The organism is Butyricimonas faecalis, from assembly GCF_003991565.1.
In the GTDB taxonomy this organism is placed as follows: Bacteria; Bacteroidota; Bacteroidia; order Bacteroidales; family Marinifilaceae; genus Butyricimonas; species Butyricimonas faecalis.
Map to the genome: position 1 here is coordinate 1,077,227 of NZ_CP032819.1, position 14,043 is coordinate 1,091,269.

The following is a 14,043-nucleotide window of genomic DNA, read 5'->3' on the forward strand; positions in this document are numbered from 1 at the left end:
TAAAATTTCCGTAAATTTAAACAATTTTCCGCAAACATCAAGGCAAGATAGTTGCCTTAAGTTCATAAACTTTCCAGACCTTATGAACTTTACAAACTATTTTGTACTTTCGCGAGAGAAAGTAAATTCCTTGATTTAACAATAACGCGAAAAACAAATAAATATGCAAGCATTAACAGCAATTTCGCCGATTGACGGCAGATACAGGGATAAAGTAGATAGCCTGGCAAACTACTTTTCCGAGAGTGCCCTGATTCGTTACAGGGTAATGGTTGAGGTTGAATACTTCATCGCTCTCTGTGAGTTACCGTTACCACAATTACGAGGATTTGACCATGCGCTGTTTGACAACTTGAAAGAAATATACCTGGACTTTACCGTCGAGGATGCCCAAAAGATTAAAGACATCGAAAAAGTAACCAACCACGACGTAAAAGCTGTGGAATACTTCATCAAGGAACGGTTCGATGCGCTGAACCTCCACGAGTACAAAGAATTCATACACTTCGGGTTAACTTCACAAGACATCAACAACACGGCAGTACCCTGTTCTTTCCGCGATGCCATTCACGACGTGTACTACCCCGTGATTGACGAACTGATTGCCAAACTCGAAGAGCTGGCCGAAGAGTGGAAAGATATCCCCATGCTGGCAAAAACACACGGACAACCGGCATCTCCAACCCGCTTGGGCAAAGAGATACGAGTGTTCGTCTATCGTCTAACCAAACAACTGGAACTACTGAAAAAAGTAGCTTGTTCCGGTAAATTCGGTGGTGCCACCGGGAACTTCAACGCCCACAACGTGGCTTACCCTGAGATTGACTGGACGGCATTTGCCAACAAGTTCCTCACCGAAAAACTAAAAATAGAACGGGAACAATACACCACCCAAATATCCAACTACGACAACTTTGCCGCCGTGTTCGACAACCTGCGCCGCATCAATAATATCGTGGTGGACTTGGACCGTGACTTCTGGACATATATCTCCATGGCCTATTTCAAACAAAAAATCAAGGCCGGAGAGGTTGGTTCGTCAGCCATGCCCCACAAGGTAAACCCGATCGATTTCGAGAACTCGGAAGGTAATTTGGGTATAGCAAACGCCGTACTTGACCACCTCAGTAACAAGTTACCGATCTCCCGACTGCAACGCGATCTCACGGATTCCACCGTACTACGTAATATTGGGGTTCCTTTGGCACACACGATTATCGCTTTCAAATCCACACTGAAAGGATTGAATAAACTGATCATCAACAAACCGGCCATCGAAGCAGACCTAGAAGACAACTGGGCCGTGGTAGCCGAGGCCATCCAGACCATACTCCGCCGCGAGGCTTACCCCAACCCGTACGAGGCATTAAAAGCACTTACCCGTACCAACAGCAAGGTAACCCAAGCCTCCATCGCTGAGTTTATCGATACCCTCGACGTATCTGTCGAGCTGAAAGAACAACTGAAACAAATCAGCCCGTCAAACTACACGGGGAAACTATAAACAATTGAAAATTGAAAATGGAGAATTGAAAATGTATATTCTATTCTCATTTTCAATTTTCAACTTTCAATTTTCAATTATTATGCGTGATTTCATACAAATACTGAAGAGGTTCATCCCTCCTTACAAGGCCCGGCTTGGGAAAAATATATTTTATAACATTCTTTCTGCCGTATTCGGTTCCATATCATTCGTGCTACTCGCACCTGTGTTGAATATTCTTTTTGATGTAACAAAAGACGTCACGGAGCTCATGCCTTTCGAACTAGACAAGGAGGTTTTAATGAACAACTTCAACTACTACATCACGCTTTTGAAAGAGTATTTCTCTGCCCCGACAACCTTGTTGATTGCCGGGGGATTCTTCGTGGTAGCCGCATTATTTAAAACCGGCTTTTCCTACCTCGCTGCCTACGAGATCGTGTATATCCGGAACGGTGTGGTTCGTGATATCCGCCGGAAAATATACCAGAAAATCCTGTCCTTACCCCTACCTTTCTTCTCCGAGGAACGCAAAGGAGATATTATTGCCCGAACCACGGGAGACGTACAGGAAGTGGAGAACTCGATCATGAACTCTCTAGAAATGTTTTTCCAGAACCCGATCATCATCCTGATCTACCTCTCTGCCATGGTTTTCATGAGCTGGCAACTAACCCTATTCGTATTGGTACTGTTACCAATCATGGGAACTCTTATCGGAAAAGTAGGAAAAACACTGAAAAAACGCTCCAAGGAGGGACAAGACAAAATGGGCGAAATCCTCTCGAACATCGAGGAAACCCTCTCTGGTTTGCGCGTGATCAAGGCATTCAACGCCGAGCACAAAATGGATACCCTCTTCACCACACACAATGAACAATACCGACGCATCATGAACCGCCTCATGTGGCGACGTTCTCTCGCTCACCCGATGAGCGAATTTCTCGGTACGATTGTCGTGGTGATAGTCGTGTGGTTCGGTGGAACCTTGATCCTAAGGCATAGCCCTATCATGGAAGCCTCGGACTTTATCGCCTACATCGCCCTATTCTACTCGATCATCAACCCGGCAAAACAATTCTCCACGGCGTTGTACAGCATCCAGAAAGGAGCCGCCGCCATGGATCGTATCGACCAGATATTAAATGCAGAATCGTCCATTCAGGAACCCGAACACCCGAAACCATTAAAAGAATTCAACCGGGAAATTAAATACCATGACGTCAGTTTCGCCTACCGCCCTGACCGGATAGTCTTGAAAGACGTGAATGTCACGATCGCAAAAGGTAAGACCATTGCCCTCGTCGGACAATCGGGTTCGGGAAAGAGTACCTTTGTCGACCTGCTTCCCCGTTTCTATGATGTCATCAAGGGAGAGATCACGATCGACGGTATTAATATCAAGGATGTATCGTTACACAGCTTGCGTGAATTAATGGGGAATGTCAATCAGGACCCGATCCTCTTCAACGACACCATATTCAACAACATCGCTTTCGGCGTGGAATCGGCTACTCGAGAAGAAGTGGAACAAGCAGCACGCATAGCCAACGCCCACGAGTTTATCATGCAAACCGAGAAAGGCTACGACACTTGCATCGGTGACCGCGGGGGAAAATTGAGCGGAGGCCAGCGCCAACGTCTAAGCATCGCCCGCGCCGTGTTGAAAAATCCACCGATTATGATCCTCGACGAGGCCACCTCCGCACTAGATACCGAATCCGAAAAGCTTGTGCAGGAAGCACTCGACAACTTGATGAAAAATCGCACGTCGATTGTCGTGGCTCACCGCTTATCGACCATCCGTAACGCCGACATAATCTGCGTCTTCCACGAGGGTAAAATAGTTGAACGAGGACGCCACGAGGAACTGTTGGCCCTGAATGGTATCTACACGAAATTATACAACATGCAAAACTTCTAATCATGAGTATTGAAGCCAAAGTCCTCGGACAACAAGTTGCCTATCCTACCAATTATTGCCCATCGATTCTCGTCCCGGTTCCGCGTTACTTGAATCGGGAGATTTACGATATTCACGCTCCAGAAGAACTGTTCCAAGGATATGACACCTGGCACGCCTACGAGGCCGGCTTCCTAACCCGAAACGGCCTACCCGTGTGCGGAGTATTAAAACTGGTTTATCCGGCCAGCAGCCCGTGTATCGTGGAAAGTAAATCGCTGAAACTATACTTGAACTCCTTGAACATGACTCGCCTCGGGGAAGACATACCCTCAGGCATAGAAACGTATCTCCAAACCATAAAATCAGATCTTGAACAAATACTTCAAACCCGTGTAGAAACCACTTTTTTTCAGCGAGCCCCAGAAAAGCTGTATTTCGACTTTCAAAATTACACGCTATTAGAAGCCACGCCCGGCATCGAACGAGAAACCTTCACCGAGTATACTGAAACCCCTACATTACTACTCGAAAACCAGACAATCGGAAGCGGGGAAATCAAAGTATGCAGTCATTTGTTACGAAGCAATTGTAAGATTACAAAACAACCGGACTGGGGAAGTATCTACATTCACATGCAAGCCGACCACCTACCAGATCAGTTTTCTCTACTGAAATACATCGTTTCCCTGCGAAACGAAAACCACTTTCACGAAGAGATATGCGAAATGACCTACAAACGCTTGAATGATCTCTTCCACCCGGAAATCCTAGCTGTATCCTGTATCTACACCCGTCGTGGGGGTATCGACATCTGTCCTTCCCGAGCAAACAAAGCAGAGTACCTTCCCAAATACCTACATACCTCGGAAACATTAACCCAAAAATTAGTAAGACAATAGCAAAAAAGATATGTATCAAAAATTCCCACCCCTCCTGCAACAAACGAGAAAACCGCTTGGCATTTAACTCTCCCCTGTGCAAAGGGGATCCGGAGGAGGTAGTTCGTAACCAACAAAGGGACCGCCCAAACAATATTTAGACAGTCCCTGCAACCAGCCCATTTTACAAGCTAGACAACCACTTTACACTATCATTTTTTGATTCATTAAACGAACCTTTTCTGATATTACAAATGTAGTTATTTTCTTTCAATAACCAAAAAAGTTTTTAGAAGGTTTAATTTATTTGTAATCAATGGTTAAGAAGGGATTGTCATTCGTTGTATTTGGCTTGTTAAAAGTAGTTTCGGACGATATCTAAAAACCTTCGTTAAATAATACTCTAATCACTCTCCTATTTCGTCTTAAACTAAGTCACAGAGACCTCAAAATCAAGTATATTAGCTATTTCAATCCCACAACACACGACTAAAAAAAAGAGTTGTCCTTTTTCGAACAACTCCTTTTCAGTACAACTCATTATTTCACATTATGAAAGCTATGAGTTTCTATATTTTACAGACAAACACTTAAAATTTCCAAGCTGCTGATAACTGGAACACACGGTTCTGATTATTACCACCGAACTTATCTTTCTCGATCACGTTCGTCAATCCCAAATTGTAACGGGCAGAAATGACCAATCCCATATCGAAATCGTAAGACAATCCCATGGCAAAACTCAAATCAACCGTATTCAAATTGTCAATATCCGTTTTTACTTCCGTACCACCGCTTTTTGTTTTACTTTTACCATTTAAGGCAAAACCCAATTGCGGTCCAAGATCTACACTAACCCCTTCCCAAACATAGAATTTAGCCAAAATAGGAATATTCAAATAGTTCACACGAGCCCACGTCTTCACGCCTCCGGATTTTTCCTTATCTCCCTGACGAGAATAAATCAATTCCGTTTGCAAACCGAAAAGATCATTAAATTTAAACTCGGCAAAAGCTCCTAAATGGAAACTAAACTTGCTCTTGTTCAAACCATCACTAATGCTTGCCACGTTAAACCCGAACTTCGGACCGAAATAGAATTCTGTCCCGGTTAACCCTTCTACCTTGTTTTTAAACGCTGTTTGTGCCTGCACGCTACCTAACATGACCATGGCAAGCACCACAAAGAAAAACTTCTTCATTCCATTAAATTTAAAGTTAATTATGAACTGAAAAACTCGTTTCCAGTTTAGTTACAAGTTAACAAGTTACGGGCCACAAGTTAAAATACCCTACATACACCATAACCATTAACATCGATAAACATTTGTAACAAAAAACGGACCAAAAGGATGAACTAAAAAACATTTTTTTAGTTCTATCACAAGCCACGCAAACAGCAAGTTATAAGTTGTAATTTCTTTCAACTTTTAGCTTTTAGTTTTTAACTTTTACCTTATCAAGTAACGGTCCCCGTTACTTGATAATCCTCCCATACGTCCCGTCATGCAACGCCTTCACGGCGGCTTTCAGTATCTTATTCTCCTCGTTAGAGATACGATACAACTCGTTCATATTCCAAAGATCGCGGGCAATCAACGACTTCACGAACAACTTGATTTCCGGTACAATCGGGGTGAAAAGTTTCTCGTCCTTCTTCACGCCCTGCTTCTCGCCACTTTTCACAATCTCATTGACCATATCATTCGTCACCTGAAAATCTTTCTGGAAAGTTTCGAACTTCGGGTATTTCTTTTTAAGCGACTCCCGGTTCTTGTCCACGTAATTCAACACGTATTCATTGATCACGCCCTTTGCCAGCAAACGATTAAAGTAGCTATAATTGATCCCCGTGTCAATCGGTACAAACACGTCGGGAATAATACCACCCCCACCGTAAACCAGACGATGATCCTTCTTCGTGTAATATTTCGTGGAATCCGTCAATTCAATACTATCGGCACTGAACATCTCGCCACTATTATACCGTTCGAACACCTCGGCCTGATAATCCTTCCCCTTGTAAGGCTTCTGGATACACCGACCCGACGGCGTGAAGTAATGCGACACCGTCAGACGAACCATAGAACCGTCCGTCAACGGGAATTGCCGTTGCACGAGTCCCTTACCGAAAGAACGACGTCCCACGATCAACCCGCGGTCCCAATCCTGCACCGCTCCCGACACAATCTCGCTGGCAGAGGCCGAGTTCCCGTCAATCAACACGACCACCCGTCCGTCTTGGAACAACCCTGCCGGCGTGGATGACTCGCCCATGCGCCCGAAAGCAGGACTATCCGTGTACACGATCAATTTCTCCCCGTCAAGCAAATGATCGGCCAAACCGATAGCGGCCCCCATATAACCGCCCCCGTTTCCTTGCAGGTCAATAATCAGGTCTTTCATACCCTGCGCCTTCAACTCTTTCACGGCCTTCTCGAACTCTTCCACCGTCGTCGCGGCAAAACGGGCAATCTTGATATACCCGATATTCTTATCGATCATGTAAGAGGCATCAACACTATAAATCGGAATCATATCACGCGTGATATTGAAATCAATGATCTCACCGCCTCTCTTCACTTTCACCTTCACGATAGACCCTTTCTCGCCTTTCAACCGTTTCCGCACGTCCGTGTTACTAATCCCGATTCCGGCAATATTCTCCCCGTCAACGGCAATAATCCGGTCTCCGGCCAACAAGCCCACCTTCTCCGATGGTCCCCCGGCAACCACATCCACGACCAGCAACGTATCGTTAAGCACGTTAAACTGTATCCCGATCCCGAAAAAGCCCCCGTCCAGCGGTTCATTCGCCTCCTCAACCTCTTCTTTGGAAATATACACGGAATGAGGGTCCAGATCAGCCAGTACCTTCACGATGGCATCTTCCGTCAATTTCTTCAAGTTCACGGTATCCACGTAAGCGGCATCAATCATTTGCATTAATCGCTGGTACTTAATCGCTTGTTCCTGCACCTCACGGGGTTTCCGTTGTGCGTCAGCATTTTCCCAACTTAAACAGGCGATCAGCAACGCTACCGCCGATAGTAATACTCTTTTCATACTTTATTATATACTTTATGTTCTTCCTATTCTACGTGTAATCCGCACAAATGTAACAAACTGAAAGTATTAAATGTCCTAACAGACTCTTAAATTATTTATTTTTCCAACTCAATCAATTCAAGGTTCTCAATCCGTTCCCCGTTAATCTCGAAACGGGCTGCGGTCCGTACCGAGTGGAACCCGAATTTCCCGGCTGCCCCCGGGTTGATATGCAGGCATCCCAACGCCTGATCGTATTTCACTTTCGCAATATGCGAGTGACCGCACACGAAAAGCTGCGGGCGTTCCCGCCGTAACGTCTCCGCAATCTTCCGGTCATAATGCCCCGGGTACCCCCCGATATGAGTGATGACCACTTTCACGTTCTCGCAGTGAAATACCTCTTTTTCCGGGAATATCCGGCGTAATATACCCCCGTCAATATTCCCGTACACGGCGTGTAACGTGAATCGTTGCGCCAGCGCATCCGTGATCGCCACGTCCCCGATGTCTCCGCAATGCCACACCTCGTTACAATCCTTGAAAAACTCCACGATCTTCGGGTCCAACCACCCGTGAGTATCTGATAACAAACCGACCTTTACCATTTTAGATTTATGATTTTTGATTTTAGATTCAACTAATTTCTTGATTTATGATTTTAGATTAGGTGATTTACCCCCACGAAGTCAACGTTTTTTTAATCGTAATTCATAAATTAATTGGTTCTTCCATTTTCAATTCTCCATTTTCAATTTTCAATTATCACCACGCTCCCCCTCTCCACCGTGTTCTCCACGAACAAACACGCCGGAACCTCCTGCTGCATTTCCTCAACATGAGAGATCAGCCCGACTACCCGGTTCTCGGCCCGCAAGGATTTCAAGGTTTCAAAAACGACACTCAACGACTCCCGGTCCAGCGAACCGAACCCCTCATCCAAAAAGAAAAAGTTCTGACTACTCCCTGTTAGATGGCGAATATTATCCGTCAATGCCAGTGCCAAAGACAATGAGGCTTGGAACACCTGTCCCCCGGAAAGCGTGCGGGCGCTCCTCACCCGTCCCTCGTTCATGAAATCACGTACTACGAAATCATTTTCCTCGCTCAACTCCAGTTTCAAGCGCTGGCGGGTCATCCGGTAAAAACGCTCGTTCGCCGCATTACAGAGATTCTGCAAGTAAATCGACGAAACGAACTTCACGAAATCATTCCCCCGGAACAACCCCTTCAACATCTGCAAATTCATCAACCGCAACTCCAAACCTTCCAACTCCCGTCCGATCTTCTCCCGCACCGCAACACGAATTTCCATATCCTTAATCTGGTTCCCTAAAGCTCCTTGTTCCGCCAGCATCTCCCGTTCCCGTACCAATGCAGCCTCCACCCGTTGACATAGCGCAACGTGTTCTTCCTCGTTATAAGACACCCCGGCAAGCAACACCTCCAACTCCGCTTTCCGAACCTGCACGGCGTGAACCTGCTCCCGGTAACGGTTAATCTCTCCCCGCACCCCGGGCAAATCCAGCTTACCTGCCAGCACCTCCCGAACCGCTGCCAGATCGGGATAAGTCGAATCTTTCAACAAACGCCCCAGCTCCTGTACTTCCTCTTCCAATTCCTGCTGCAAACGGATCACTTCCTTGCTTTTTTCCTCCACGCTTCCTTCCCACCTCCGGAAGTCCGCCTCGATCACCTGCAACCGTGCGGCATCCCGTTGATAATCCCGCCCGACCTGCTCGAAACGCTGCCTGCATCCATCCAACTCCTTGCCGATCTCCATATCGGGCACCCCCTCGTACTCCTTTTCATCGAACCCAGCCTGCTGCTCCCGCAACAACCCAGCCTGTGAATCCCGTAGCACGATCTCCCGACTGATCTCGTCAAGACGGGCGACGTACTTTTCAAGATTCACTCGTTTCTGCTCGATACTCTTCTCCATGTTCCCGCGTACCGTCTCCCGCTCCCCTTTCTCCTTGTTCAAAAATGCCACCCGGTTCATCTCATCTGTCAAGTGCTGCATATTATCGGGTGTAAACCCCTCCCACGTGAAACGGGTCAGATGCTCCCGTAACCGTTCCCGCCCAACAGCCTGCTGTCGGGTGATTTGTTCTTTCCGTTCCCCTGCCGACCGTAACCGTTCCCCGATTACGGCCAGACGGGACATCATCCGTTCCAACACCTTCCCTTCTTCCTCCAAGCCCGCAACACGGTCAGCCTTCTCCTTCAACTCACCCTCAACCTCCGTGGCGTGCAAAGGTGCGGGATGCGACAAGGCCCCGCAAAGGGGACAAGGTTCACCCTCCGACAACTCCCTCGCAAAATCCACCAATCGCTGGCGGGTATTCAAATGTAACCACTCCTCCCGCATCTTCTTCACCGTGGCGGCAAGTTGTTCCTGTCTCTCCCGGCAAGCCTCCTGCAACGCCTCGCGTGTCATGGCCCGTAACGCCCCGAACGCAGGATACTGCTCCTGCACCATCCGCACCTCCTCTTCCTCCCGGGCGATTTCTTTATCCACCCCGGCCAACTCCTCCTGCCAACGGGTCAACTCTTCACGGATATGCTGTTGTATATTATACCATTCCCGAATGTCCGATAACATCTTCATATCGGGAATCGACTGGTTTAACTGCTCTAACCTCTCTTTCTGTTCTCGTAACTGCTCCTGCAACACCTCGATCTCCCGCCTCGTCACCACCACGATTTCTTCACCCTTGCGGTGTCGCTCCTTCAATTCATCCTGCTCCTTGCTTATCGTACGTAAATGCAGCAACCGTTCCAATTGTCCGGCACGCTCTTTCAACACATCCCGTCCCTCGTACGCCTGTTTCAATGGAGAGAATTGTCCGGAAAAACGGGTAAGCTCGGCCTGTTTAGCGGTCAGTTGCTCCCGGTAACCGGACAACACCCGCATAGACTCTGCCAACCGCCGCCCCGTCTCGTCGTGACGGCTCAACGGTTGCTGGAACTGTTGCAAACATCGCTCGTACTCGTCCACGCGAGCCTGCAAACCCGCCATCGCCTCCCGTCGTTCCAACAGCTTTCGTTCCTCCTCCTGTCGTGCCACCCGCTCGTCGGTGAGTTGTTTCACTTTCTTCTGTCTCTCCACTTGCTCCTGTCCCTCGTGAATCTCTTTTTTCACCCCGGCAATCTCTTCCTGCAAGGCCGCATAACGCTGTTTCCGCTCGGCCAACTGCTCTCTGTTCACCTCGCCCAATCCCGTGAGCTGTCCCCGCAAATCAATCACCCGCCGGGTCGTCTCCCCCTCCAGGTAAGCCACCCGCCCACCCAGATCGTAGCGCCGGAGTTCCCCGAAAAGCTCCATCATCATATCGGTACGCTCCTTGTCTCGCAACATCAGGAACTCCTGAAACTTCCCCTGCGGGATAATCACCACCCGCTTGAAATTCTGTGCCGTCAGCCCGATTGCCCCGACCACTTCTTCCCGCGTACAGGGCAACCACCCATTGCCCTCCCACACGTGGTAAAGGTACTTCGGCGAACTCACCTCAGCGAACCTCTTCTTGTTCCGCCTGCACTCCACCGTCGCCCGGTACAGTCGCCCGTCCTCTCCCGCCCGGAACTCGAAGTCCACGAACAGTCGGTCGGATTGCAGGTTCATCACGTTATATTTCACGTCATTATTCAAACGGTCAATCGTACCGTAAATGGCATAAATCATCGCCTCTAATATCGTCGATTTACCGCTCCCCACCGGACCGAATATCCCGAACAACCGGGCCTCCGTCAATCGGGTAAAATCTATCGTCTGGCGCTCCCGGTAGGAGTAAATACCTTCAAGGGTTAATTTAACGGGCAACATAGGAAATTGAGAATTGAAAATTAAAAATGATAGAACCTATAACTTACCGACATCTTTCTAACTGTCACTTTTCCTCGAATCGCCATCCATCGACAACGCCTCGCGGAAAAGTGACATGATTTCTTCATTCGGTTCCTGTCCCTTGCGCTGGCGGAAGTACTCGGCAAAAAGGGCGTTAACGTCCGAACGCAGGTCGTGGATAGAGGCCACACGATCGTTCACGAGAGAAGCGTCACGCACATCCGGGACGATACAAACAATACCGTCATGTGCAGCGTGCAGGGATTTCACTTCTTGCGCCGTGAGGAAAGTATCCGTGGCAACGGTCAGTTCCACCCACGTATCGGGATGTTCCGTAAGCCATTGCAAGGCAGTCTCCACCCCCTCGAAACGACGACGCACCAAGGGACGCCCGCTCGCCAACCGACGTTTCGTGACACGGGCCGGACCTCCCGGTTCAAGGTCCACAAGCGTCACGTATTTATCCTGCTCGGCCTCGCTGAAACTGTAACTCAATGGACTGCCGCTGTACACCGCGGGACAAGGCTCCACATCCACCGTTTGCCAACGATGCAAGTGTCCCAACGCCGCGTACTGCATGGCCGGGGGAATCAACGAAGTATAGACGGCATCGGCACCGCCGATATTGATTGGTCGCTCATCCTCCGGCTCTTCGGGCAACTCACCGCCTTCCCTCGCCATGAAAAGATGAGCCACCAACAGGTTCACCCCCTCCGTGTCGCAATACTTGTTGGCCAACCCTGTCCAGTGATCCCGCAGGAAAACTCGCAACCCCTCGTCGGCATCCTCCGCACCCATGTAGCGTTTGGCCCGTTGCCCATTCGTGTAAGGGGTAAGTAGCACCCGCAACGAGTAAGCAAACCCTGGCAAGCGGAACTCGGCAAACCCCTCGTCCGACCGGACCAACGTCACCCCGCCTTCCGTTTGCGTCTCCCGCGACACGATCATCGGGTTCCCGGCAAAGAAAATCCCGCTCTCCCGTGCCAGCACGTCGGGCGAATCCACCCGGTCCGGAGAATCGTGATTCCCGGCAATAGCCACCACCAACCGATGCCCGCCACGTGCCAACCGATGCAACGTGCGGTAAAGCAACTCGATCGCCTCCACGGGCGGGTTAAACGTGTCGAACAAGTCCCCCGCCACAATCACCGCATCCACAGCCTCCTCGTCAGCTACCCGCACAATCTCATCCATCACAGCCACTTGCTCCCCGGCACGCTCCCGGTCATTCAACCGCTTTCCAAGATGCCAGTCTGAAGTATGTAATATTTTCATCTTCTATTTAATTAGAGCCTCCACATTCCGGAGTCCCTCGTCAATACTCTCTTTCACGCCGGGCAAATCCCTAGCGTACTCTTCCGCGATCCTAAAATACTCCCTCGCCCGGGTCAACACGGCCCGTGTCTTCCGGTTATAATACTATCCGTGTAATTATAATAATCTTCCCGTTCACCACCCGCCAAATTCCCCTCGATAAACGCATCCATGGCGTACGGCCTGTCGGTCAACTGCCACGCCGGGTCAGCCGGCATATGAGTGGTCAGAAATTGCTCGCCCCGCGTCAACACGTATTCCGGGTTCCATTGCCGCTTGAACACCCATTCTCCCCCAGCATCTCTCCCCAACGCACCCACGGCCCACATCATATCGACGTGCCACCACTCCCCCGCCACTCGCACGGCATTCCACACGTGGTTCGTCCGACGACAAGCACCTCCACGCTCACCTCACCAGGGAGACACCCTCCCCGTTCAAGTATACCCTCTTCCTCCGACAAGACTTGTGCCGCAAGGGATACCCCCGAAAAGACGGCCACCACCGTCAACAACCATTTCACAGACGCACGCACCGGTATCATTTCACGAAACCCTTCAACATCCGTATTTCCTCCGGCCACAACACCTCATCCGGTGTTTCCAGTATCAATGGAATACCATCAAACCGTTCATCCTCCATGATCCACTTGAAAGGCTCTATGCCCAACGTTCCTTTTCCCAAACTGTCGTGGCGATCCACCCGTGAACCCAGTTCTTTTTTGGCATCGTTCAGGTGCATACCCCGCAGGTACTTGAACCCAATCACGTTATCGAAATGCTCGAACGTCTCGGTAAACCCACCAACCGAAGCCAAATCGTAACCCGCCGCAAAAGAATGGCAAGTATCGATACAAACGCCCACCCGGCTCTTGTCCTCCACCCGGTCAATAATATAGGCGATCTGCTCGAACGTGTAGCCGAGATTCGATCCCTGCCCCGCCGTATTCTCGATCACCGCCGTCACGCCACAGGTCTTGTCCAACGTCAGGTTAATCGACTCCGCGATCAACGCCAGACATTCCTCGTCGCTGATCTTCTTCAACGTGCTACCGGGGTGAAAGTTCAACCGATCCAGCCCCAACTGCTCGCAACGCCGCATCTCGTCAAGGAAAGCCTCCCGCGACTTCTCCAGCGCATCCACATCCGGGTTACCGAGATTAATCAAATAACTGTCGTGCGGCAATATCTGTTTCGGCGTAAATCCGAATTCCTCGCAGCGTTCTTTGAACAACGCAATACTCTCTGCCGCCAGCGGTGCCGCCTTCCATTGCCGCTGATTCTTAGTAAACAAGGCAAAAGCCGTCGCCCCGATCTCGTGGGCGTTCAACGGGGCGTTCTCCACTCCTCCCGATGCACTCACGTGCGCTCCTATATACTTTTCCATATTTCTTTTTTTTATATACACAAAACTACAATAATATATTCAGAACCTTCTAAATTTTACCTTCTAAATTCTACATTTTTAACTCCCCTCATGCTATCTTCGCAACCAAAACCATTTATGATTTGTAATTTCAAATTTCGTGATTCCAGACCTCAACTTTTAGCTTTTAACTTTTAGC

General features: G+C 49.0%; 11 protein-coding genes. 3 read left to right on the forward strand and 8 right to left on the reverse strand.

The features are described from left to right. Positions 1–163 precede the first annotated feature (163 nt). The 3 genes from purB to D8S85_RS04735 all read left to right on the forward strand — a co-directional run bounded on the left by purB (position 164) and on the right by D8S85_RS04735 (position 4,291). Positions 164–1,504: an adenylosuccinate lyase gene (gene purB, locus D8S85_RS04725; protein ID WP_181951178.1), complete on the forward strand. Its 1,341-nt coding sequence runs from the start codon at positions 164–166 to the stop codon at positions 1,502–1,504. Positions 1,505–1,586: 82 nt separating this feature from the next. Continuing rightward, positions 1,587–3,410, forward strand: a complete 1,824-nt coding sequence (locus tag D8S85_RS04730) for an ABC transporter ATP-binding protein (RefSeq protein ID WP_106625273.1) — start codon at positions 1,587–1,589, stop codon at positions 3,408–3,410. Between the two features lie 2 nt (positions 3,411–3,412). Beyond that, positions 3,413–4,291: an NADPH-dependent 7-cyano-7-deazaguanine reductase QueF gene (locus D8S85_RS04735; protein WP_106624948.1), complete on the forward strand. Its 879-nt coding sequence runs from the start codon at positions 3,413–3,415 to the stop codon at positions 4,289–4,291. 569 nt (positions 4,292–4,860) lie between these two features. Here the strand turns inward: D8S85_RS04735 and D8S85_RS04740 are convergent. The 8 genes from D8S85_RS04740 to nfo all read right to left on the reverse strand — a co-directional run bounded on the left by D8S85_RS04740 (position 4,861) and on the right by nfo (position 13,865). Beyond that, complete coding sequence (locus D8S85_RS04740) at positions 4,861–5,472, reverse strand: porin family protein (protein ID WP_106624949.1); 612 nt, start codon at positions 5,470–5,472, stop codon at positions 4,861–4,863. Positions 5,473–5,746: 274 nt separating this feature from the next. After that, on the reverse strand, positions 5,747–7,336 hold the full coding sequence (locus tag D8S85_RS04745) for a S41 family peptidase (protein WP_106624950.1): 1,590 nt from the start codon (positions 7,334–7,336) through the stop codon (positions 5,747–5,749). A gap of 98 nt (positions 7,337–7,434) precedes the next feature. Continuing rightward, a complete protein-coding gene (locus D8S85_RS04750) occupies positions 7,435–7,926 on the reverse strand; it encodes a metallophosphoesterase family protein (RefSeq protein WP_106624951.1) in 492 nt (163 codons plus the stop codon). 143 nt (positions 7,927–8,069) lie between these two features. Continuing rightward, on the reverse strand, positions 8,070–11,144 hold the full coding sequence (locus D8S85_RS04755; RefSeq protein ID WP_106624952.1) for an AAA family ATPase: 3,075 nt from the start codon (positions 11,142–11,144) through the stop codon (positions 8,070–8,072). A gap of 57 nt (positions 11,145–11,201) precedes the next feature. Further along, positions 11,202–12,440: a metallophosphoesterase family protein gene (locus D8S85_RS04760; protein ID WP_127074867.1), complete on the reverse strand. Its 1,239-nt coding sequence runs from the start codon at positions 12,438–12,440 to the stop codon at positions 11,202–11,204. 113 nt (positions 12,441–12,553) lie between these two features. After that, on the reverse strand, positions 12,554–12,838 hold the full coding sequence (locus tag D8S85_RS04765) for a hypothetical protein (protein WP_127074868.1): 285 nt from the start codon (positions 12,836–12,838) through the stop codon (positions 12,554–12,556). Continuing rightward, positions 12,808–13,023 carry a hypothetical protein gene (locus D8S85_RS04770; RefSeq protein ID WP_106624955.1) on the reverse strand — a complete coding sequence of 72 codons (216 nt, stop codon included), beginning with the start codon at positions 13,021–13,023 and terminating at the stop codon, positions 12,808–12,810. Before D8S85_RS04770 ends, D8S85_RS04765 begins: the two co-directional genes overlap by 31 nt. Next, complete coding sequence (gene nfo, locus D8S85_RS04775; protein ID WP_106624956.1) at positions 13,020–13,865, reverse strand: deoxyribonuclease IV; 846 nt, start codon at positions 13,863–13,865, stop codon at positions 13,020–13,022. The genes D8S85_RS04770 and nfo overlap by 4 nt, the downstream gene beginning before the upstream one ends. Between the last annotated feature and the right edge of the window lie 178 nt (positions 13,866–14,043).

Excerpts from the sequence above, each read along its gene's own strand:
- D8S85_RS04740 (WP_106624949.1), bottom strand. The coding sequence starts at position 5,472 with ATGAAGAAGTTTTTCTTTGTGGTGCTTGCCATGGTCATGTTAGGTAGC.
- D8S85_RS04735 (WP_106624948.1), top strand. The coding sequence starts at position 3,413 with ATGAGTATTGAAGCCAAAGTCCTCGGACAACAAGTTGCCTATCCTACC.
- D8S85_RS04770 (WP_106624955.1), bottom strand. The coding sequence starts at position 13,023 with ATGATACCGGTGCGTGCGTCTGTGAAATGGTTGTTGACGGTGGTGGCC.
- nfo (WP_106624956.1), bottom strand. The coding sequence starts at position 13,865 with ATGGAAAAGTATATAGGAGCGCACGTGAGTGCATCGGGAGGAGTGGAG.
- D8S85_RS04755 (WP_106624952.1), bottom strand. The coding sequence starts at position 11,144 with ATGTTGCCCGTTAAATTAACCCTTGAAGGTATTTACTCCTACCGGGAG.
- purB (WP_181951178.1), top strand. The coding sequence starts at position 164 with ATGCAAGCATTAACAGCAATTTCGCCGATTGACGGCAGATACAGGGAT.
- D8S85_RS04760 (WP_127074867.1), bottom strand. The coding sequence starts at position 12,440 with ATGAAAATATTACATACTTCAGACTGGCATCTTGGAAAGCGGTTGAAT.
- D8S85_RS04745 (WP_106624950.1), bottom strand. The coding sequence starts at position 7,336 with ATGAAAAGAGTATTACTATCGGCGGTAGCGTTGCTGATCGCCTGTTTA.
- D8S85_RS04730 (WP_106625273.1), top strand. The coding sequence starts at position 1,587 with ATGCGTGATTTCATACAAATACTGAAGAGGTTCATCCCTCCTTACAAG.
- D8S85_RS04750 (WP_106624951.1), bottom strand. The coding sequence starts at position 7,926 with ATGGTAAAGGTCGGTTTGTTATCAGATACTCACGGGTGGTTGGACCCG.